The sequence below is a fragment of the Arthrobacter sp. MP_M4 genome, from assembly GCF_035984855.1.
Taxonomy (GTDB): domain Bacteria; phylum Actinomycetota; class Actinomycetes; order Actinomycetales; family Micrococcaceae; genus Arthrobacter.
In genome coordinates, this window is sequence record NZ_JAXCHX010000003.1 from 148,871 (window position 1) to 171,515 (window position 22,645).

General features: G+C 62.6%; 17 protein-coding genes. 5 read left to right on the top strand and 12 right to left on the bottom strand.

The genetic code is table 11. The features are described 5' to 3' along the window. Positions 1-422 precede the first annotated feature (422 nt). From RCH15_RS05295 to RCH15_RS05310, 4 genes are all read right to left on the bottom strand, one after another. Complete coding sequence (locus tag RCH15_RS05295) at positions 423-1,862, bottom strand: phytoene desaturase family protein (protein ID WP_326958787.1); 1,440 nt, start codon at positions 1,860-1,862, stop codon at positions 423-425. Beyond that, positions 1,855-3,324 (bottom strand): glycosyltransferase family 87 protein, encoded by a 1,470-nt coding sequence (locus RCH15_RS05300; RefSeq protein WP_326958789.1) that lies wholly within the window; start codon positions 3,322-3,324, stop codon positions 1,855-1,857. The genes RCH15_RS05295 and RCH15_RS05300 overlap by 8 nt, the downstream gene beginning before the upstream one ends. 958 nt (positions 3,325-4,282) lie before the next feature. Beyond that, on the bottom strand, positions 4,283-4,864 hold the full coding sequence (locus RCH15_RS05305; RefSeq protein ID WP_326958846.1) for a histidine phosphatase family protein: 582 nt from the start codon (positions 4,862-4,864) through the stop codon (positions 4,283-4,285). A gap of 3 nt (positions 4,865-4,867) precedes the next feature. Further along, on the bottom strand, positions 4,868-6,334 hold the full coding sequence (locus RCH15_RS05310) for a CCA tRNA nucleotidyltransferase (RefSeq protein WP_326958791.1): 1,467 nt from the start codon (positions 6,332-6,334) through the stop codon (positions 4,868-4,870). A gap of 170 nt (positions 6,335-6,504) precedes the next feature. On the opposite strand from RCH15_RS05310, the gene RCH15_RS05315 reads away from it, so the two are divergent. The 5 genes from RCH15_RS05315 to trxA all read left to right on the top strand — a co-directional run bounded on the left by RCH15_RS05315 (position 6,505) and on the right by trxA (position 12,360). Beyond that, positions 6,505-7,053: an NUDIX hydrolase gene (locus tag RCH15_RS05315; RefSeq protein ID WP_442784527.1), complete on the top strand. Its 549-nt coding sequence runs from the start codon at positions 6,505-6,507 to the stop codon at positions 7,051-7,053. A gap of 69 nt (positions 7,054-7,122) precedes the next feature. Next, positions 7,123-9,108, top strand: coding sequence for a murein biosynthesis integral membrane protein MurJ (gene murJ, locus RCH15_RS05320; protein WP_409017221.1), 1,986 nt, complete (start codon positions 7,123-7,125; stop codon positions 9,106-9,108). 172 nt (positions 9,109-9,280) lie between these two features. Then, the gene (locus RCH15_RS05325) at positions 9,281-10,849 is read left to right on the top strand and encodes an ABC transporter substrate-binding protein (protein ID WP_326958796.1); all 1,569 of its coding nucleotides are present in this window, start codon (positions 9,281-9,283) and stop codon (positions 10,847-10,849) included. 188 nt (positions 10,850-11,037) lie between these two features. Beyond that, on the top strand, positions 11,038-11,994 hold the full coding sequence (gene trxB / locus RCH15_RS05330) for a thioredoxin-disulfide reductase (RefSeq protein WP_326958797.1): 957 nt from the start codon (positions 11,038-11,040) through the stop codon (positions 11,992-11,994). 39 nt (positions 11,995-12,033) lie between these two features. Further along, positions 12,034-12,360 (top strand): thioredoxin, encoded by a 327-nt coding sequence (gene trxA / locus RCH15_RS05335; RefSeq protein WP_326958799.1) that lies wholly within the window; start codon positions 12,034-12,036, stop codon positions 12,358-12,360. Between the two features lie 4,307 nt (positions 12,361-16,667). Here the strand turns inward: trxA and RCH15_RS05340 are convergent. The 8 genes from RCH15_RS05340 to rpmH form a co-directional block, all read right to left on the bottom strand. After that, positions 16,668-17,891 (bottom strand): ParB/RepB/Spo0J family partition protein, encoded by a 1,224-nt coding sequence (locus RCH15_RS05340; RefSeq protein ID WP_326958801.1) that lies wholly within the window; start codon positions 17,889-17,891, stop codon positions 16,668-16,670. A gap of 68 nt (positions 17,892-17,959) precedes the next feature. Continuing rightward, on the bottom strand, positions 17,960-19,027 hold the full coding sequence (locus RCH15_RS05345) for a ParA family protein (protein WP_326958803.1): 1,068 nt from the start codon (positions 19,025-19,027) through the stop codon (positions 17,960-17,962). An 86-nt stretch (positions 19,028-19,113) separates the two neighbouring features. Then, a complete protein-coding gene (gene rsmG, locus RCH15_RS05350; RefSeq protein ID WP_326958805.1) occupies positions 19,114-19,764 on the bottom strand; it encodes a 16S rRNA (guanine(527)-N(7))-methyltransferase RsmG in 651 nt (216 codons plus the stop codon). A 17-nt stretch (positions 19,765-19,781) separates the two neighbouring features. After that, a complete protein-coding gene (locus RCH15_RS05355; protein WP_326958807.1) occupies positions 19,782-20,402 on the bottom strand; it encodes a Jag family protein in 621 nt (206 codons plus the stop codon). Next, a complete protein-coding gene (yidC, locus tag RCH15_RS05360; protein ID WP_326958809.1) occupies positions 20,402-21,382 on the bottom strand; it encodes a membrane protein insertase YidC in 981 nt (326 codons plus the stop codon). Before yidC ends, RCH15_RS05355 begins: the two co-directional genes overlap by 1 nt. Before the next feature lie 16 nt (positions 21,383-21,398). Then, entirely contained in the window at positions 21,399-21,794 is a 396-nt protein-coding gene (gene yidD / locus RCH15_RS05365) for a membrane protein insertion efficiency factor YidD (RefSeq protein WP_326958811.1), read from the bottom strand. Further along, on the bottom strand, positions 21,787-22,197 hold the full coding sequence (gene rnpA / locus RCH15_RS05370) for a ribonuclease P protein component (RefSeq protein WP_326958813.1): 411 nt from the start codon (positions 22,195-22,197) through the stop codon (positions 21,787-21,789). Before rnpA ends, yidD begins: the two co-directional genes overlap by 8 nt. 41 nt (positions 22,198-22,238) lie before the next feature. Further along, positions 22,239-22,376, bottom strand: coding sequence for a 50S ribosomal protein L34 (rpmH, locus tag RCH15_RS05375; RefSeq protein WP_003800212.1), 138 nt, complete (start codon positions 22,374-22,376; stop codon positions 22,239-22,241). Positions 22,377-22,645 lie beyond the last annotated feature (269 nt).

Consider the following 22,645-nt stretch of genomic DNA (forward strand, 5'->3'; position numbering starts at 1 on the left):
GCGATCTTCGCTTCGCGAAAGGCCGTTTCCTGCTCATGGGCGGCGTCGTCGCGCTCATCACCGTGCTGCTCGTCTTGTTGTCCGGGCTCACCGCCGGCCTCGGCAACCAGCCCGCATCAGCCAGAGCCGCCTCCAGGCGGTCGGCACCGCCGGCACGCCTACCGGCACGGCCAGCGCGGTCGTCTTCGGAACCGGGGGTAAGCGCCCCTGGCGCGGGCATCGTCGTCCCTGGGACTGGCGGGCGCCACGGCGGCAACCCGCCGCATTACCCGGGTGGACCCGCTGCTGGCCCTTGGTGGCAACTGACCCGCCGCCAAGATCCCCAAATATTCTTTGAAAGACATATACAGCGAGTTGCGCTCTCAGTCTCCTCAACGTCACCGCGGCCGGCCGAAGCCATACCCGTTTGAGTGCTGAGGGTCCTAGAGTCCCAGGCGGGGGACGGCCAAGCCGAATATGTCTCTTAGGGCATATTTAGCGGCGTGATATCCCGGCATCCCCGTCACCCCGGGGCCTGGAGGAGTTGAGGAGGAACACAGGTACACACCAGGCAAGGGCGTGCGCCAGGGAACGGGACCAAACACGGGCCGCTGAAGAAGGCCGCGCAGGTCCATCAGGCCGGCACTGAAGTCCCCACCGACATAGTTCTCGTTGTACAGGCTGAGACCAGCCGCCGTCGTGACGTGGTGGCCGATGATGAGGTCACGGAACCCGGGAGCGAACCGCTCCAGTTGGGCTATGACGGCCTCGGCCATGTCCACGGTGGAACCTGCCGGGACATGGCAGTAACTCCACAGGATGTGCCGCCCCGCAGGCGCCCGCCCGGCGTCGAAAGGCGACGGCTGGGAGACCAGGACGTACGGGCGGGCCGGATGCCGGCCGGCGGCGACGTGGTTCTCCGCCTCCGCCATTTCCGCGCGGGTTCCGCCCACGTGGATGGTGCCGGCGTCGGCCAGCCCCGGCGCTGCCCAAGGGACCGGTCCGGAGAGGATGAAGTCAACCTTGCAGGCCCCGTCGCCGAACCGGAACGATTCGAGGGCGCGGCTGTACCGCTCCGGAAGTTTGCCGCCTGCCAGCCGCAGGAGTCCCGGCGGCGCCACATCGAGCAACGTGGCCTGCACCGGAGGCAGCTCCGCCAGGGACCCGATCCGTGCGCCGGTCTCCACCGCTCCGCCGTGCGCCTCGATGTCGGCGATCATCGCCGCGGCAATTGCTGCGGAGCCGCCGATCGGGACGGGCCAGCCGACTGTATGGGCCAGCGTGCCGAGCATAAGTCCGGCTCCGGCGGCCGCCAATGCTGGCAGCCGGGACACAGCATGCGCAGCGACACCGGTCAGCAGCGCCGGCGCGAGGTCTTCGCGGAACCTTGCACCCCAGAGCGGTGAACCCTGCTCCAGGACGCGGGCGCCGAAGAGAGCGGCCGCCAGCGGGTCCCGCGGAACGCGCAGGAGCTGGTTCAGTGTCAGGTCTGTTATGCCGTCCGCGTGCTGGACAAGCGGGGCCATGAGCTGCCGGAACGCCGTCCCGTCGCGTCCCAGACCCGCGGCTGTTTGCTCCAGTGAGCGGTAGGCCAGGGCGGCCCGTCCGCCGTCGAGCGGCGTGCCGTAGGAGACCTCGGGAACCTCGAGCCGGATCCGCCGGGACAGCTCGAAGCCCCGGAAGAACGGTGAGGCCAAGGCCATTGGGTGCACCGCCGAGCAGACGTCATGAAAGTGCCCGGGTTCAATGAGCTCCGTTGTGCGCAACCCGCCGCCCGGCGATGGCGCGGCCTCGTAAACGTGCACTTTGAGTCCGGCACGGGCCAGTGTCACGGCGGCAGCGAGTCCATTCGGTCCTGATCCGACGACGGCGACATCAGGCATTCGCGGCCGCCTTACGCCAGGGCAGCACGGATGCGGAGGGACGGAGCAGGTCCACCCGCAACCGGTCCTGAACACCCTCAAACGGCCCGCCCTGCGGATCGTCCATCCCGGACCGGCGGACTACGTCGTAACGGGGGTCCCAGAGGTCCCATGCGACCCGGGTCATCAAGTAGCCGATGGCGATCATGTGGAAGACCACGGCGAGTACGTAATAGGGCATATCTATATTGTGCTGTGACACCCCGCCGCTCGTCACCTGGCCCAGATACAGCCACACTGCCACCCAGTGCAGACCCTCGAAGGTTTGCCAGATCAGGAAGTCACGCCAGCGCGGCCTGGCGAGGGCAAGCAGCGGGATGAGCCAGATGACGAATTGGGGAGAGTAGACCTTGTTGGTCAGGATGAACGCGGCCACGATCAAAAAAACCAGCTGCGCCAGCCGGGGCCGCCGCGGTGCCGTCAGGGCCAGAACCCCGATCAGCACGCAGGCCAGCACAAACAGGTTCAGGGCCAGAGTGTTGACCGCCGCCGCTTCGAGGGGGAGCCAGCCCAGCCGTCCGGCGACGAGGTTGTAGGCAAACCACGGCGAGCTGTAGCCGGCGGGCCGGTCCTCCGTGAACTGGTAGAAATACCGCCAGCCCGCAGGGTTGGCGAGGGCGACAGGGACGTTGACCGCCAGCCAGGCGACGGCCGCGGCGCCGGCGGTGATCAGAAGGGCACGGATCCGGCCGGTCCGCAGGGCCAGGAGCAAGATGGCGCCAAGGATGAGTACGGGGTAAAGCTTGGTTGCGGTGCCGAGTCCAATGAACACCCCTGCCAGGACGAGCTTATTGCGCGAGAAGCAGTACATGCCCAGGGCCAGCAGTCCCACAGCCCACATGTCCCAGTTGATGGTCCCGGCCAGGATCATCCCGGGGGCCACCGCCACCATGGCAGCGTCCCAGGCCCGACGCCGGGCCATCCGTGCCGTGGCGAGCACCGTAATGATCCAGACGGCAGCGATCAGGGCGGCGTTCAGGTCAAAGTAGGCCAGGATCCGGCCGGCCGAGACGTCCCCTCCGGGGACCAACAGGGCCGTGGCGCCGGCGATAAACCCCATGAGGACGGGGTATTCGAACGACGCTCCCGGCGTGATGAAAGGGAAGGCGCCCGCCCCGAGCCCGCGGTTCTTGAACAGCTCCGGAAAATCCGAATAGCAGGTGGCATAGAACTGCCCCGGGGTTTCCCAGCCGTTGACCCGGCAGTAGGACTTGAAGGCAATGCCAATCGCGGCTGCCATGACGGTCATCAGGATCAGGACGCGTTCCACGGTGAAAAATCCGGGGGAGACCACGCCGGGGGCTGAGCGGCGGCCCATGGGTCCCCCGACCAGTTCCGCGAAGTTCCTCAGCAGGGGATCGCTGCGGCTCGGGATGACCAGCCGGACACGTGTGCGGTGGTCCGGCGGCTTTGTCTCCTGCATGTCCCCGAGCTTACCGGGGCAACGCCGGCTTGCCGCGCTGCCCCGGCGCGGGCGGCACCAGGGGCGGCGGACCGGCGATAACGGGTGGGCTGCCCACGCGTCGCCGCGCGGGCAGCCCGGGTTCCGTTTTCAATGTCAGTCATCAGTGCTCCCTCGATGGCTGAATATGCCTCAACGGATAAGGCCGTTGCGGTGCATGAGAAGAAAGGCGTCCTCACGCCTCTGATCGAGGAGTTGCCCGTTGAACCGCGGGGGGCGGCGGGCGGGGGGCCTCAGGCGCCGCAGGACTCTCCGGAGTTGCCGCTTCATGGTCGTCACCTCCCCCCGGCAGCTCGGGATGCGTGGCTGGGTGGTGGTCCTGGCAATAGTCACGTCGGACCCTTCTCTCCTGCCGCCGTAAAATGGCGGCGTAATTGGGCATAACAATTAAGGCCTTGGTAAATCGGGGTAAAGGGGCCAACAAAGGCACGGCAATTGTCGGCCGAAATTAATGAGTTTCGCGGAAGCGAAAGAATGGCTCTAGGACGCAGGAGACAGCATCCCAACAAGAAGCTGGGTTCCGAACTTCGGGGATGCTGCGCAGCCGCATGGCTCCACCTGGCAGGTGGGTCACGTCACTGCTGAGACAGTCAGCGGCGATGGAGCGCTAATTCGGGCTTAGACCCTCATCGCGGAAGCCAGGCCGGAAGCTGGAGGTCAGGAGACAGCCTGGCAGGCGTGAGGGCGCGGTTCAGCGTCAGAGGCCGGGGTGGCGGTGACGGAATGCATCCGTCCGCTAGTCAAAGTAATCATTTCTCCCAACCTCCTTTTCTGGTATTCCGTGGCTCCGGTTGAAGAACCGGGCGGCGGCCGCCTTGACCCCGGCAGGTGCCGTGGGGTCATAAATAAAAATACACCATGAATGCAGCGGTTGACCACCGAATTCATAAACTTTTCTGAAGTTTTTTCTAAACCCTATTTATAGTCCCCACCGGACCACTGCCGGCGTCTTCTTATCCCAGCCGAGCGTGCAGACTTTTGCCGTTCCCAGGACGAAGTGCCGCCCTTCGTGCGGATCCAGCCCCAGCCACCGCGCGGTCAGGATCCGGGAGAAGTGCCCATGGGCCACAACCAGGACGTTGTCCAGGCCGGATTCCATTACCCGGGCCACAATTTTGTCCGCGCGCGCGGCGACGTCGTCGAGGGCTTCGCCGTTCGGAACCCCGTGCGTCCAGACCAGGTACTCCGGGTTGTCCTTGCGGATAAGGTCCGAACTGATGCCCTCATAGTCGCCATAGTCCCATTCGACGGCGAGCGGCTCCAGCTCGGCGTCGGGAAAGCCAGCCAGCTCCGCGGTCCGGCGTGCCCGCCGCAGAGGGGACGTCAGGACCAGGTCAAAGTCGACGGCATCGAGCACCTTGCGGGCCTCCACGGACTGCTGTTCGCCCTCGACCGTGAGCGGGAGGTCGGTGAGCCCGGTGTATTGGCCGCTCTTGGACCACTCGGTCTCGCCGTGCCGGAGAATCCACAGCTGCGGGCGGGGGCTGTTAATAGATTCGATCACTTAGGACTCCTCAGTTGTAAATGCGGAGGCGGACTCAGGCTGGGCCGCCCACCATTCCTGCAGTTTGGCCTCGGCCACGGCCGGATCCAACGGGCCGTGTTCCATCCGTTCTTCCAGCAGGAATTTGTAGGCACGCCCTACGACGGGGCCGGGCCTGAGTCCCAACATTTCCATGATCCGGCCGCCGTCCAGGTCCGGCCGGACGGCTTCGAGGGACTCCTGCTCGCGCAGGGCAGCAATCCTCGCCTCAAGGTCGTCATAAGCAAAGGCGAGCCGCTCAGCCTTGCGCTGGTTGCGGGTGGTCACATCCGAACGGGTCAACCGGTGCAGGCGCTCCAGGAGCGGACCGGCGTCGGTGACGTAACGGCGGACGGCGGAATCACTCCAGCCAGCGTCGCCATAGCCGTAGAAACGCATGTGCAGCTCCACCAGTTTGGCAACAGCCTTCGTGGTGTCATTGTCGAACCGCAGCGCCTTCATTCGTTTTGCTGTCAGTTTTGACCCGACCATGTCGTGATGCCGGAAGCTCACCGCCCCGCCCGGTTCGAAGCGGCGCGTGGCCGGCTTCCCGACGTCGTGCATCAACGCCGCAAACCGCAACACGAAGTCTGGAGCGGGTACAGCACCGTCGCCAGCCGTTTCGAGAGCGGCCGCCTGCTCCAGGACCTGGAGTGAGTGCTGGTAGACGTCCTTGTGCCGGTGGTGTTCGTCGGACTCAAGGCGCAGGGCGGAGACCTCCGGCAGCACCAAATCAGCCAGTCCCGTTTCCACCAGCAGATCCACCCCTGCCCGGGGGTGGGCCGCGCAGATGAGTTTCACGAGCTCCTCGCGAACGCGTTCGGCGGAGATCATGGTGATCCTTTCCGCCATCCTGGACATTGCGGCACGCACATCCTCGTGCACCGTGATCCCCAGCTGCGCGGCGAAGCGCGCCGCGCGCATCATGCGCAACGGATCGTCGGAGAAGGAGGACTCGGGTGCTCCCGGGGTGGCCAGGATCAACCCATGAAGGTCCCGGACCCCGCCGAACGGATCCACAAGCTCCAGTGCCGGCAAGCGCAACGCCATGGCGTTGATGGTGAAGTCACGGCGCAGCAGGTCATCCGTCAGCGATTTCCCGAACGCGACGACGGGTTTGCGGGAGTCGTGATCGTATGCCTCGGCGCGGTAGGTGGTGATTTCGATCTGAAAGCCGGCCTTGCGCATTCCGATGGTGCCGAAGGCACGCCCGATCTCCCAGAAGTTATCAGCCCACTTTTTGATCAGGGCCACTGTCTGGTCCGGGGTAGCGTCGGTGGTGAAGTCCAGGTCAGGGGAGATCCGGCCCAGGAAGAGATCGCGGACGGGTCCGCCCACCAGGGACAGCTCGTGGCCTGCATCCACGAACCGCTGCCCCAGCTCGAGGACCACCGGGTCTACCTGGAAGTCAACAGTGTGCGGGTCAGTCTGGTGATGTGCGTGCGCCATAGTTTCTTAAGCTTGTCAGAAATCCCGGCCAGCACCACACCGAACCCTCCTGAAGTCCGGCCGCTGGCGTCGAAGATGTGGCTGGCACGGACGATCCACTTTCCCGGCCGTCCACTTTCCTGTCATGTTTAGGTCATCAAGTGCGGACAAGAGTCGTTAGAGTGGACTTCATGGCCCATCCCGTACCGAGCGCTCCTGGCAGGAGGACAAACGCACCGTTGCCTTCGGCAATCGGTGCCAATGTCGCGCCGGTGCAGCACTCCGGGCAGGCCTCCCTTCCCACTGTGGAGGAAATCTCTGCCGGCGGCGTCGTCGTGGATACTTCCGACGCCGAACTCCGCGTGGCGATCATTGCCCGCCTGAACCGCGGCGGGCGGCTGGAATGGTGCCTGCCGAAAGGTCATCCGGAAGGCAAGGAAAGCAACGAGGAAGCCGCCGTCCGTGAAATCGCGGAGGAAACCGGCATCGAGGGCAAGATCCTCGCGCCGCTGGGCAGCATTGACTACTGGTTCACGGTCAGCGGGCACCGCGTCCACAAAACCGTCCATCACTATCTCTTGCAGGCCACCGGCGGGGAGCTGACCATCGAGAATGATCCGGACAAGGAAGCCGTCGACGTCGCCTGGGTTCCCATCCACGAACTGGCACGGAAGTTGTCCTTCCCGAACGAGCGCCGCATTGCCGACCTCGCCAAGGAAGTACTTCCGGAGCACCGCTAGGGCCACGCGGGCCTGCGAGCAGGACGCGGATAGCACCTTTTGCCCTGCCCGGGTGAGACGATGAAGACAATGTCATCCGCCAAACCCACCCCCGCGCCCCCCGGTCCTGCCGATTCCAAAGCCGTCCAATCCGGAGAAGTCCGTTCCAGTGCCATCATGGCTGCAGGAACGCTGGTTTCGCGTTTCCTGGGATTCGCCAAGACCTGGATGCTGGCGGCCGCCCTGGGCCTGGGCTCCACCGTCAACGACACCTTCATCAACGCGAACAACCTGCCGAACCTGATTTTCCTGCTGGTCGCCGGCGGGGTGTTCAACGCTGTCCTGGTGCCGCAGATCATCAAGGCAAGCAAGGCCCCGGACAGGGGAGCGGACTACATCAGCCGGCTGCTGACTCTGGCAGTCCTGGTCCTCTTGACGCTCACGCTGCTGGTCACTCTGCTGGCACCGTGGGTTATCCAACTGACCACCCAGGGCTACTCGCCGCAACAGAAGGCCCTCGCGGTAACGTTCGCGTTCTGGTGCCTGCCGCAGATTTTCTTCTACGGCCTCTACGCCCTGCTGACCCAGGTTCTTAACGCCCATGGCGCCTTCGGGCCCGCGATGTGGGCGCCCATCCTCAACAACATTGTCGCTATTGCCGGATTAGGCATGTTCATCGGCATTATGGGAACCAACGCGGTCAATCCCCACACTCTTGACACGTGGAACTCCACCCAGACCCTCCTCGTGGCCGGGTTCTCCACCATCGGCGTAGTGGCCCAGACCGCCATCTTGCTGGTCCCCGTCTTCCGCCTCAGGCTCGGTCTCCGGCCTCGATTCGGCTGGCGGGGCGTGGGTCTGGGTCAGGCCGCCAAGCTCAGTGTCTGGACTTTGGCAACGGCCGCCGTCGGGCAGCTGGCATTCCTGTATGTCATGCGCATCGCCACGATCCCGGGAGCGGAACGGCTCCGGCTGGAACAGGCCGGCGATCCGGCGGCGAACTCTTTGCCGGGGAACGCTGTGCTCGAAGTGGCGAGCCAGCTCTACCTGCTCCCGCACTCCATCATCGCCCTGTCCCTGGCCACGGTGCTGTTCAACCGGATGACCCGTGCCTCACAGGACGGCGACCAGGCGGCGCTGCGCGACGCGCTCTCCCACGGGCTGCGCACCATGGCCGTGGCGACGGTGTTCGGGGCACTGGCCCTCTTCGCCCTTGCGGGACCGCTGGGGATGTTCTTCTCCGGCAATGTGCCCCAGGACGGCGTCATGCTGGCGCAAACCCTGACCATTTTGGCTCTCAGCACCCCGTTCATGAGCGCCAACTTCATGATGTCCCGGGTGTTTTATGCCAACGAGGATGCCCGGACGCCGTTCTTCATTCAACTGGTGCTGGCCCTCGTCAACGTTGTTGCCGCCTTCTCCATCCAATTTCTCCCGTTCGACCAGATCATTTTCGCCATCGCCACGCTCTATACCGGCGGCAATATCCTCTCCGTGATCGTCAGTGCGATCTTCTTGCGGCGGCTTCTCGGGCATCTCGACGGTCCACGGATCGCCAACGCCTATATCCGGATGGGCTATGCCGCGTTGGGTTCCGCCCTCACCGGAGCCGCCGCTTTGTGGCTGCTGGGAAGCTACAACAGGGAGGGCTTTGCCTGGAGCTCACCCATCGCCGCTCTGGTGACGATCGCCGTCGTCGGTCCCGTCATGCTGGCGGCCTACCTGCTCCTGCTGAAGCTATTCCGGGTAACTGAGCTCAGCGACCTGCTGCAGCCGCTGCTGACCCGGCTGCGCCGCCAGCCGGCCGGAGAGGCCGGGTCCGCAGATCTTTCCAACCTCCCAACTGCGGCGCGGCCCCGGCCGGAAAGAGCAACCGTATCCGTGGATACGGGCCTTATCCCGAGAATCTCGGGGGAATTCGACGCCGCGTCCTTCCGCGCCGGTCCCGACCTGGACGAACGCGATGAACGGCGCGGACGCGCTGGACCGGACGGCGGGTACCTGCCTGCCGAGGAGCAGCCGGGCCCCGCAGGCCACAACCCGGATTTCCCTTCCGGCAGCGAGAAGAAAAAATAGTAACCGGTGAGGTACGCGGGGCCGTGCTTCCGTGGCCGGGACAGCTCATCGGCTAGGATCGAAGACTAATAAGGGGAGTTGCAGACCACGGGTTCTACCGGCTTGCCGGGCGGCGTGCGGTCACTGCTGAAGCGATTAGTCCAGCAGCTCCCGGACTGTCTAGGAGGAACCCGTGTCCCACCCGATCGATGTCGGATCAGTACTAGGTGGCCGCTACAAGGTCACTGCCACCGTACTGACCTCGCATGACCAGGATCTGGTGCTGGACGGAGTGGACCAGGTGCTCAACCGTTCCGTGAGCATCCTGGTTGCCGGGCCCGGCAACGCGGATCAAGTCGCACAAAGTGCCCGGGAAGTTGCCACCGGCGAACGGCCCGGCAGCGTGCAGATCCTCGACCTCGGGGTCAGTGACGCCACCACTTACCTCATCACGAACCACACGTCGGCCGCTGACCTGCTGGACCTCGTGGTGTCCTCCAACCCGCCGTACGTCGAACCTTTCTTTACCGACACGCTGGGCAGTGAAATCTTTGGACAGCCTCGCTCCCACGAGCCCGAAACTTACGACGGGCTCTACGACGAGGAGGAAGCAGACACCGGGTACATCGACTACGGGCAGAACGAACGTCCCGCTGTTCAAGCACCGGGCGCGGGACAGGCTGCTTCTCCTGCATCCACTGACCGTCCGGCGGCGCCGCCGGCCGCCGGGGCAGCAGGGCTTGCCGCCGCGGCAGGAGCCGGCGCCGCGGTCTCGTCCAAGGGCAGATCGCCCCAGACCAAACCCCGGGACGCAACACCCCAACCCACGGCCCCCCAGCCGGTGCAGGATGGGGTACCGGTCTCCTCCGGCTCCCAGGCTTCCGCAGCCGAGGCGCCCGCAGCGGCCCCCAAAGTCTCGCTGTGGTCTGACAACGACTACGATCAACCCACTCCCGGGAACCGGGTGACCTCCAACGACGACCACGCCGCGGCCCCTGCCACGGCCGGCCGCGCCTCTGCCGACCGCGCCCCCGGGTATTTTCCGGGTTCGGCCCGGGACACCGGCTCGTCAGCCGACGACGAGCAATACAGCAAGGACCAGGAACCCCAGCGTGAGCCCCGGTCCATGCGCTGGTTGGTGGGGGGCCTTCTGGCCGCTGTCCTCGTGGTCGGGCTGGTGCTCGCCGTGACCAACCTCGGGAGCTTGTTCAAGACGACGCCGCAGCCCGCCGCGAGCGGCCCAGCGTCCACCAGCGCCCCCGACGCTGCCGCCTCGGCTGAGCCGTCGGGCACCGCCAGTCCTGCACCGGCCGCCGGTCCGCCCGCCGTCGAAAGCGTCACACGGCTCGGCAACTTCGATTTCGCTGGAACTTACGACGGCGACCTCGTCAAAACCTTTGACCGCAACGCCGCCAGCTACTGGTCGGAGATGGAATTCGCCACCGACAACTGGGGCGGCCTTGCGACCGAGGTTCCACTCGTCGTCAAGCTCGAGGGCCCTTCCCGGGTCTCCTCGGTGACGTTGAGCCAGCTGGGTGCCTCCGGCGGAAGCATCAGCGTTTACACCAACGACCGCCCATCCCTTGAGGGTGCCAGGCAGGTAGGCAGCAACAGCTTCACCTCACCGGACCTGACCATGCCGCTGCCGGAACCAACGACGGCGGAATACGTCATAGTTTCCATCAAAACCCTGCCCAAGCTCGCGGCCCCGAAAACGCGCTACGGATACGGACTGCGCCTGGCCGAGATCAAGGTTCAGTAGGCTCCTGCCGCCCTGCAGCGGCGCCGGAACTCCCGGGACGCAACCATGCACCCGTCGGGGGGTGGAGGCATGAGGTGTCTCTCCCGGGTGGCCGGCACCGCCGGAATATTCAGTACCCAGTAGTAGTTGTGCCATGTGGTCGGCCCATCCAGGCCGGCGCATCAACAAAGGAAGAGGTTCACCGTTTAGTGAGCACCGTAGAAAACACCGCGTCCGACGTACGTGATGTCATCATCGTCGGCTCCGGCCCCGCTGGCTACACCGCCGCGGTGTACACGGCGCGCGCCAACCTTAAGCCGCTGCTGCTGGCCGGGTCCGTGACGGCTGGCGGCGAGCTGATGAACACTACCGATGTTGAAAACTACCCCGGCTTTCCGGACGGCATCATGGGCCCGGACCTGATGGAGAACTTCGAAAAGCAGGCCGCCCGCTTTGGCACCGAAATCCAGTTCGAGGATGTTACCGACCTTGATCTGGACGGCGACATCAAGACCGTCACCACCGGCTCCGGGGAAACCTTCTGGGCGCGCTCCGTCATTCTCTCCACCGGTTCGGCCTACCGCGAGCTTGGCCTGCCCAACGAGAAACGTCTCTCCGGCCATGGTGTCAGTTGGTGCGCAACCTGCGATGGTTTCTTTTTCAAGGATCAGGACATCGCCGTCGTTGGCGGCGGCGACTCCGCCATGGAGGAGGCGCTGTTCCTCACCAAGTTCGCGAGGACGGTCACGGTGGTACACCGCCGCGACACACTCCGGGCCTCCAAAATCATGGCCGACCGCGCTCTTGCCCACGAGAAGATCAGCTTCATCTGGAACAGTGGCGTCGAGGACGTCCTGGGCGATAACAAAGTAACCGGCCTTCGACTGAAAAACCTCCTCGACGGTACCGAGAGCCAGCTTGCCGTTACCGGCGTTTTCGTGGCAATCGGCAACGATCCCCGCACCGATCTCGTGAAGGGGAAGCTTGACCTGACTGCCGAGGGGACCATCGCGGTCGCGGGCCGCAGTTCAAAGACCAGCCTCAAGGGTGTCTTCGCAGCCGGTGACGTCATCGACCCGACTTACCGCCAGGCGATCACGGCCTCAGGGTCCGGCTGCGTCGCAGCAGTCGACGTCGAGCACTACCTCGCCGATCTTGACGCCTAAAACCCGCACCAAGCCATCAACCGAGAGAAAGACAGGACTATGAGCAACGCCAAAGAAGTAACAGACGCTAGCTTCAGCACCGACGTGCTGGCATCGGACAAGCCGGTCATTGTGGACTTCTGGGCCGAGTGGTGCGGCCCGTGCCGCAAACTCGGACCGATTCTCGATGAAATCTCCGTGGAATACAGTGAGAAAGTCAACGTCGTCAAGGTAAACGTTGATGACAATCCCGCTATCGCCGCCCAGTATGGAATCACGTCGATTCCCGCGGTATACCTGTTTCAGGGCGGAGAGGTGAAGGGCACTGTCATCGGCGCCCGACCCAAGCAGTACTTCGAAAAAGAGTTCGCCGACGTCTTGTCCTGAATTTTGTCCGCCGGCTCCCGGCGCCGGTTATGACCGGATGGCTCCGCTTCGAAAGAGGCGGGGCCATCCGTTTTAGAGAAAATGCTGCAATCCTACAAGCCGACCCCACACGTCGGATTACCCCCTAGACGGCCAATCGCCTGGGTCATCGTCCAAATCAGGTTGGTTTAACGGTGCACATGCAGGACGCCCGCTTACAGGCGGTGCATGTGCCCGAAACCGCGAAAGCCTGAGGAGTCCACTGGTCCGGGACGACAATCCTGGGTGGTTCGACGTTCGGTGAGTGGTGTGAACGTTTCACGTAAAACGGGATCCAAACAATTCGTCGAACAAGCGGACGGGTCCGCTGACTCCGGTCCCGGTGGGACGACATGAACGCTTCACGTGAAACAGCCCGGGTATCCGCTGTCGCCGTCGGTAGGAAACCCGCCAGCCGAATATCCCTAGGCAACACCCCGCCGACGTGGTGTGGGGCCCGGGGGACTCCGGACCTACGGCGAATGCAACACAAGGGATCCAGTGAGCTGATCTCCGCCCGGGCGTCCATGGCAAATATCGGATGTACCCCGCGAAGCCTGGTCACCAAAAGCGCCTCCTGAGGTGCCATCACCGTGCGCGGAATTGCTGTCCGCCTGCTTTCGGCCGGCTCATACAAGCGTGAAGTTCTCGCTGCAATCGCATCCACGACCTTTTCCGGCGTAAAGCTTCCCCACAGCCCCGGCACCTTGTCACCCGGATACTGGGGAAAATCTTGATCGGCTGTCAATTTAAGTATCTCGATGGCTTACCACCGCGGTACTCAAGACGCCCACCCGCGGATCGTACTGCCGGCGCGCGGTCACCTCCGAGGTGCCAACATTAGCCACCGGCACTTTCAGGGAGTGCCTTTCACCAGGGAAGTTTTGCTGAAATCTTTGCAATTTTCGCGAAAGTGCTATGTTGCAGTGTCTTCGTTCAACCGACACTTCCGTTGGACATCTCGGCCTTTGGTTGCCAAAACGCCTTGTCTGCCGAAAAAGGACCATGTCCCGAGCCCCACAACTGTGTGCAGTTCCAGGCTACAGCGGAGACATTGCAGCGTAGACACCTGCCCCTTCGGGGCTGAGTGTCGTTATGTTTCACGTGAAACGCGGTGGCCAACAGGCGTACATTCCGTCGGCGCCGGGGCCCAGCCGAAGAATCCAAGGGGTCAGAAGTGCCCGCCTTACGCAGAACCGACATCCGCCATGAGCGTGTTTCACGTGAAACACCGGGTCGCCATCACAAACGTAGATCCAAATCGGCATCCGTCCCGACCCCGCCGATACCGGCTCCATGCGAGGCCGTGCCCAGACCTGGACATGAGCTTTACGTGCGCCGATCAGACCGCCCTGTTCTCCACTCTGACGGGAAAGGCTGCCCTACCAAATGTATGCTTTCAGCCAAGACCGCGCCCCAAAGGACACACCCGCGGATACCACAGGTTGACCGAGGGCGCGTCCATCTCCTATCAGTACGCATTCCTAATCCATTGTCGCTGCCAGAGCGCGGAACAATCCCGAGACTCCTGCACCAGAGATGCCCCCTGGAATGGGGTTCACTTCGTGGACGCAAGCCTCCATACGCCAGCCTCCGGCTGCCACTGCAGCCCCACTGAGCGCTCGGGCGGCAACGTATGGACCGCAAGGGTCCCGAAACTCCACTCGCGTCAGACGTCGGCTCCTGAGGACATCCGGTCACCCTCCCGCCGTGGCTTGGCTGCTAAGTCAACGCGACGGCATCAGTTCTGGCATTCCCTGGCAGATACGGCGCTCACGGGTCCTGGCGTCGCCAGCTATCGGCTTCTTAAGCCGCCACTTGCGGGCAGGGCGGATCCAGCACATATCCTGGGCACACCGGGCGGATCGGTGATGACCTCTGGCGTCGCACAAGACCATGCGTGTCTACAGCAATATAGGCCCGGGAACGGTATGAGGCAGGCCGGGCGGCGCACAGGCATCATGTGACCACCGACTTTCCGTTCGGTACCGGACACTGGCCGGGCTTCACTCATGGCCAGCGAGGCTCAACGTAACACTGTCAGCAAGGTTCAAGCAGGTCACCTAACGCGAGTCGACCGCTTCGCAGCCCTACAGCATAAGGTCATCCTTTCCGGCTCCACCGGGGCGCCGCCCATGGCATTACAGGTGACACTGTGTCCTCGTTGTACACAAGGTTTTCCACAGGCAACAGCCGAGGGCGCTGATGCCGCTTTCGAGTCTTTTCCCGATCTCAATAGGCCCGCAGGTATGCTCGGCGGACACCAGATGGCGCGCGACCGTTATCGCAACTCACAAGCGTTCGAGCTGATATCGGTCGACACCGCCGCACTGTTGTGAGGCCAAAACCTCGCTTCCTTACCGATAATTAACCGCGATCGATGGTGGTTCCGGCTCCTAACCAGCCACGAATCCATCGGACCTGTGAATCCAGCTATGTTTCACGTGAAACATATCTGCCGACCCGCCGCGATCAAAATGATGCACGAGCGTGCGTCGACCCCGCATCTGCATGCTCAGCGGTCGGGGCCAGTCATATCACAGCGCTCCTTGAGTCGAAGTTATCCACAACGATATCCACCGGCTTACATCCGCCCTAGATACGAACCGCTGGCCCTTGAAACTGCCCGGGGACGGTGCCCTCAGACGATGCACCTTCCTTGCTCGAAACTTCTTTCGACAAGCCTCCTTTCCAAACCGAGCACACCGACCCGATACGGATGCAGTCGGGACATGGCCGGCGCTGTTTCCGCGTCCCGCATATGGGGGGACAGGCTGGAGCGCAGCAGAGCCGTCCGCTGCCACGGTACAGCCGAAGCGTTGCTACGGCCCTTTGGTAAGGAATGTCCGCAAATTCAAAATTGCGGCGGCTAACTATCCGATTGCCCGTAAAAACCCTGCAGGGACAACGCAGCGCGGTGACCAGTGGAAAGTAGCCAGCAAGCCTGTGATGTGCCGCTGGATTTGCGGACCGGTACTGCCATACAGCTCCCCGCCTTAGGCGAAGAAGGAGACCGGGAGATGGTTCCCGACCACGAGCGATTCGCACCCGCTGGCAGGGTCAGGATATCTTCAGACCATCGCCGGACAGTGCCCGTTAACAGCAACTGAGGAAGCCCCATGCTTCGTAGACCTCCGCAGCCGAGCGTAACCGCTGCCGCGCTTCTCCAGATACCGGCCTTTGGGGGAACCCGCACCCACAGCCCGCTAATCCTGGGCCTGTAGCAGTTGGTCGCAGCCCGGACCTTTCAAAATATTCCGAAGGAGGAGTCCATAGAGCGAAGAGAACCGAACAGTGCCTCCATGATCTCAATCGACCACCACGAGCCCTCAGGGGCGCCTTCAGGGACCTGGCCCGCCGCCAATGGCGTTGGCCTACACAATGCCCCTCTACAGGGTCGCTGAGCCCCTCGGAGGGCCACCAGCGCTCAAGGTGCTTCGCCTTCGCCAAGATCCATGGCCCTCACGACACATCGGAAATGACCTGCTAGGAAATCAGCAAAGTTGCCGTTCCACGTGAACAGGGCGCCTCTCTATCCGTCACCTCCGCAACCCCATGTAAGACTGTCTCCCGACAAGCGATTGAGCTCTTGGAACTGGCGGGGTGCCCTGCCCTCTCGCGGTCCAGTACCGAGGTTCACGTGAAACAGCTATGAATCCAGGTCCCGGTTGTCGTCGCCCACCCAGGCCTCCTAAGCTCTCATGCCGGAAGCTCGGTAACTCTCGGGGCCGCGGGCACGGCTTGGAGCTTCCCGGGGCTCAACGATGTTTCACGTGAAACGTTGGTGTTCACCGCGGAGCAAGGGCCACCCCGGACCGTGGTCCGCCTGGACTTCCACGAGCAGGAGAAGGCGCTCATTTGCGTTGGGAACCGAGCCGCTCTTAGGAACTCATCATGCCGATCCTCCGGTTGCTCCCCATACCAAAGCCCATCAACCACGCCTTGGCTCGAAGGGAACAGGACTTCGGCCAGGAGGCAATGACTCAAGGCCGGGACAGCAACAAACCAGACGAAGGGCCTCCGGGGCGCTCACCCTCGGTTGTCGGCACAATTCGGCTGTCGACGTCGTGGATTAAGCCGCCCCAAAGTCACGGCCGACGGTCCTGAACTTCCGGAAGAACATTTCAGTGGGCGTCGCCGCAACCCTGGCGTACCAGGAGCCAAAGAGGCCGCCAAAGGGCGCCCCGAGGGTCAACAGGAACGTTGAGTGGCATAACGCGCATGAACGTATTGCCGATCTCAGCAAAGGGATCGGTTCCACGTGAAACGTCCTTGGAAGCCGCTGATTCTTAGCTGGTGGGTCCGGAAGTGAGTACATCCATGATGCGGTTGAGATCTTCTACGCTGGCGAACTCTATGCTGACTCGCCCCTTGCGTGCACCAAGTGAGATCTTGACGTTGGTATCGAGTCGGTCGGACAGCGATGAAGCCAGATAATCCAGGCGTTCATGCCGCGCTCCGGGCCGCGGAATGTTGTTCTTCGGGGTTCCAGAAGGGTTCTGGTAAAGGGTCACTGCTTCTTCCGTCGCGCGGACCGACATGCCCTCAGCAACAATTTTCTGGGCCAGCCGTTCCATGGCCGCAGCATCCGGTAGCGCCAACAGAGCCCGGGCGTGGCCGGCTGAGATGACGCTGGCTGCAACTCGACGCTGTACGAGCGGTGGAAGCTTAAGAAGTCGGAGGGTGTTAGACACCTGGGGGCGCGATCGCCCAATGCGGTCGGCCAACTGTTCATGGGTAGTTCCGAAGTCCTCAAGCAGCTGCTGGTACGCCGCAGCTTCTTCCAGCGGGTTCAGTTGGCTCCGGTGGAGGTTTTCCAGCAACGCATCGCGAAGGAGATCATCGTCTGTGGTATCACGGACTATCGCGGGAATGGTTTCGAGCCCGGCAGCCTGGACTGCACGCCACCGGCGTTCGCCCATTACGAGCTCGTAGGGTTCTCCACCTTCTTCGGTTGATGTGCGAACCACAATTGGCTGGAGTACGCCGATTTCACGAACCGAATGCACCAGCTCAGCCATGTCGTCCTCGTCGAAGACGGAACGGGGCTGCTTCCGGTTGGGATGGATGTCAGTGACAGGGATTTCCGCGAATCGGACTCCCGGAACCTCTACGAGTTCCACTCCACGGTCAACAGGTGGCAGGGGATCTGCTGGTCTGTCAGCGCCGGCCCCGGCCCGGGAAGGAGTAGCGGGGGATTCACTCTTGGCCATCTCAGTTCCGCGCCCGGTCGACTTCTTGGCCGATTCACGGGTCGCGGCGTCCGTTGGGACGGAAGGGCTTCGGTCGGCCTGCGCCTCCGACGGAACCTGGACCACTTGCACCGTGTCGGCGGGGGATGCTTCGACGGTCTCTTCCGCGGCAGCGGCTTCGACACCCGGTGTTCGTTTCCGACCTTCAGGAAAGAAGAGATCCACGGGGCGGGACGGCGCTGTACCGCTGGCGGATGCCGCAGCAGAACTTGGAATGAGTGCCCCAAGTCCACGGCCAAGGCCGCGTCGCTTGTCGCTCATGGATAGATCCCTCCATTGGAAGAGCCGGGCGTGACCGGGCTCTAGCTAGTGCAATTTCGAAAAAACTTCTAACGTTCCGCGATTTCGGCTGCGGCTTCAAGGTACGAGAGCGCACCGCTGGATGAGGGGTCGTAGGTCATCACGGTCTGCTGGTAGCTGGGAGCCTCAGAAATACGGACAGACCGCGGCACCACGGCACCCAGGACCTGTCTGGGAAAGTGTTCACGAACTTCGGCTGCCACCTGGGCTGCAAGGTTGGTGCGGCCGTCATACATGGTCAAGAGAATTGTCGACACTTCCAGATCGGCATTGAGGTGCTTCTGGATCATTTCGATGTTCTTCAATAACTGGCTCAGACCCTCCAATGCGTAGTACTCGCACTGAATCGGAATGAGCACCTCACTGGCGGCACAGAACGCATTAACTGTTAGTAGGCCGAGACTCGGGGGGCAGTCAATGAAGATGTAATCCAGCCGTTCCTCACCGTTTTTCGACCGCTCTTTGGCGTAAACATCGATGGCACGGCGAAGGCGCTGCTCGCGGGCAACCAGGCTAACTAACTCAATCTCCGCACCTGCAAGGTGAATGGTAGCGGGTGCACAGATCAAGTTGGCAATATCGGGACAGGGCGCCACCACGTCCTGCAATGGCACGTCGTTGATGAGAACGTCGTAGATGCTGTCAACGTCGGCATGGTGTTCAATTCCAAGTGCCGTCGATGCGTTCCCCTGAGGATCGATATCAATGACCAACACGTTCAAGCCCGCGGCAGCCAGGGCCGCGGCGATATTTACGGTGGTGGTTGTCTTACCAACGCCACCCTTTTGGTTCGAGACCGTGAACGTGCGGGTCTTCTCGGGCTTCGGCAACTCGCGACCCAGGAGACGCTCCCGCCGTTTGGTTTCCCGGGCAAGTTCGCGGGCAATGGGGCTGGCGTCGTCCAGGGAGTCCAGCACGTTCGCGCCGGTTGCCCCTGGTGTTTCACGTGAAACACCAGCCTTTCCAGCGGATCTAGCAACCGATCCCGTACGATTCTTGGCGTTCATCGGAGTGGCGGCAGGCGCAACAACGGCCCGTGCGGACCCCAGGGACACAAACGGAGGAATCCGCTGCGTGGAGGCTTCGCTACTGGTCACTGGAACACTCTCACTCTCATTCGGCGTTTGATGCCGGTTACTAGCCTAACCTCTTACCCAGGAAGTCCTTGGGCAACGGGCAGATGCTAGGTTTTCTTTTGAGGCTTATTGACAACGATCCGGACAACCGTTGTGGGTTCTTCGAGGAGGTCTTCACCCACCAGCACCACGGAGGTCTGGACGCCGCCAAGCTTACGGATGGCCTTGGCGGCCTTCTCGATTTCCTCCCCGGCGCTGCGTCCCTTAATAGCCACGACTTCGCCCTTGCCGGCAAGCAGCGGGATGGTCAGCCCGGCCAGGTTTGAGAGCGCCGAGACTGCTCGGGCGGTCACCACATCGGCGTTCACCATCCCCACCGCGAGTTCCGCGCGGGTTCGCATGACCGTAACGTTGTCCAGGCCGAGATCGTCCACCACCTCCTGGAGCCAGATCACACGGCGTTCAAGCGGCTCAATCAGGGTCAATTCCAGATCGGGACGGGCTATCGCCAAACAGAGCCCCGGCAGGCCGGCGCCACTGCCGACGTCTGCAACGTGGCTCCCCTCAGCAATCTGGTTCTCAATAACGGCGCAATTGAGCACGTGCCGGCTCCAAAGCCGGGGGACCTCACGCGGACCTATGAGTCCACGTTCCGTCCCGGATGTGGCCAAGTGTTCAACGTACCGTTCTGCGAGGTGCAGGCGGTCGCCGAAGATCTTTTGTGCTGCCCGTAGTTCGGTCTCGGAAATGTCAACCATGGAGCTTCCCAGCACGTTCAGTTCGCTGAGACGACGATGTGGCGATCCGCGCCTTCGCCTTCAGACTCGCTGATCAGGCCCAGGTCGGCGACGGCGTCATGCACAATCTTCCGCTCGTAAGCACTCATCGGGGCAAGGGCCACAGTCTCGCCGGATGACTTCACGGATGTCACAGCGTCTTCTGCAATCTGCTGCAGCTCGCCGGCGCGCTCGGACCGGTAGCCGTTGATGTCCAGGACCAGGCGCGAGCGGTTCTCCGTGGCGGACAGTACAGCGAGGCGGGTCAACTCCTGCAGGGCCTCCAGAACCTCACCGTCCCTACCAACCAGGCTCTCCAGACCGGCCGATTCATCCTCGGCGACTATTGAGATATACGTGCGGCCACTGCGTACTTCGATGTCAATGTCGCCGTCAATGTCGGCGATGTCCAGCAGTTCCTCGAGGTAATCAGCGGCGACGTCGCCCTCTTCCTCCAGACGGCTGGCGGACTCACCCTTGTCCCCGGCAGCTTCAGTGTCCCCGGCACCCTCGGAGCGGCCGGTGGGATCCTGATCGGTGTCCTGAACAGCGCTCAGAGCGTCACCCTGACCTTCAACGGCTTCAGCGGAAATAGCGTGGTCGGTGCTCTCGGCAGACATTACTTCCTCTTTCTGTTCTTACGTTGTGGCTGGACACGCTGGCTCCTGGCAGCCACGGCCGCTGCCTCAGCGGCCTCAGCGGCCTCGGCTTCGGCCTTCTTGGCACCCGACAGGGGCAGGGCCGGCAGGCCTTTAGCGGCGCGGCGCTCGGCCAAAGCCTTAGCGGCAGGGGATCCCGGCGTCGGCATGCGGCGGATGACGAAGAACTGCTGTGCCATGGTCCAGAGGTTGGTGGTGGTCCAGTAGATCAGAACGCCGATAGGGAAGTTGATGCCACCGACGCCAAAGACGAGCGGCAGGATATAGAGCATCATCTTCTGCTGCTTCATGAACGGGCTCGCCATGGCCTCTTCAGACATGTTCTTAGCCATGATCTGCTTCTGCGTGATGAACTGCGAGGCCGTCATGGCGAGGATCATCACAATTGAAAGGATCCATACGGCCACCACGTTGCCACCCTCAGGCGTGCCGTGAAGCAGGGTGGCAGAGAGTGGTGCGCCGAAGATACTCGATTTGTCGAACTGCACCACCTGCTCGTGGCTCATTGCACCGATGCTCGTCCCCGAGGTGGCCGCCGCCGTGATTCCGGAAAGGACCTGGAAGAGGGCAAAGAAAAACGGCATTTGGATCAGCATGGGAAGGCAGGCCGAGAACGGATTGGTCCCGTGCTTCTTGTACATCGCCATCTGTTCTTGCGCCATGGCCTGGCGGGACAGCTGGTCAGTCTTGCCCTTGTACTTGTCCTGCAGCTTTTTCAGATCAGGCTGCAGGAGCTGCATGCCGCGCTGGGCCTTGATCTGCTTGACGAACACGGGGATCAGGGCTGCACGGATCACGAGCACCAGTCCAATGATGGACAGGGTCCACGTCCAGCCATTGGCGGCGGGCATCCCGATGGCACTCAGGCCATCGTGGAAGACCACCATAATGGCAGACACAAGCCACTTGAACGGAAACATGATTGTTCCAAAGAAATCCATACGATATCCCTATTCGTCAGGCCGCAAAGCGGCCTTCTCCATCAGTCTGAGCAGCCAGGTACTTGTCCGGATTGTTCAACACAACAATTGTGGGGGTGCGGTCTGCGGGCCACTGGAATTTACCGGCGGGGACGTGGTCCACACCACCGGCATTCCAAGGATGGCAGCGCACCAGGCGCTTGACTGCCAACCAGGTCCCCTTCACCGCTCCGTGGACGGTGATGGCCTCAAGGGCATAGGCCGAGCAGCTGGGAAAGAAGCGGCAGACCTGGCCATACAGCGGCGAAACCACCTTGCGGTAGGCCATAAGCAAGAGGATGAGGATATTGCGGGGCAGGTTCCACAGGGAACGGCCCAGCCATGCTGCTGCGGATTTTGCAGGAGGGACGACGGCGGCAGTTAAGTTACGCACGCGGGGTCCCTTCCTGTGTTGTTTCGCTAGAAACTGAAGTAGCAGCCTTAGGAAGGCGGCTGCCCAGCCGTTTCATATTGGTTTCGAGGGCGGTGTCATAGTCTGATCGCAGTTGGTCCCAGCTGGCACTCGCCGCGGCGGGCAGAGCCCGAACCACTATGGCGAACCCACTGCCGTAGTTCTGCAACGACAAGGCACCGACTTCTCTCAGTCTCCTCTTAACGAGATTCCTGACAACAGCGTTCCCGACACTCTTGGAAACGATGAATCCGATCCGGCTTGGTTCATCGGCAGCTAAAGCTGCCGTATATAACACTACGTTCCGGCGTCCATTGCGGACACCGGAACGTACAGTTGTGGAAAAATCGGTTGGTGTCCTCAGACGGTTGCGGGTGGCCAGCACCTTTAAACTCGCACAGGGATGTGGACCGACGAGTCAGTTATTTAGGCCGACAGCTCGGTGCGGCCCTTGCCACGACGGGCTGCCAGGATGGCACGGCCGGCACGGGTACGCATACGAAGGCGGAAGCCGTGCTTCTTGGCTCGACGGCGGTTATTCGGCTGAAAAGTCCGCTTGCTCACGTTAGTTACTCCAGTGGGATCAAAGGTGCGCCCACCCGATCAAGGGGAAGAACTGGTCGACGCTAAGTTTTGTATGTGCCGCTTCCCTCGACTCGCACGACAGATACGTCGGGAGAGAAACAAAAGAGGCGAAAAGCGTACACATGGGACTTCACAACGTTAGGGCTTGCCGCCCTCCCGAGTCAAACCAGAGTCCATCCATAGATTTTCCACAGGTGTGGCTAAGTCCTGCTCCAGCCTGTGGACGAGCGCGCCACGCGGCCGGATTT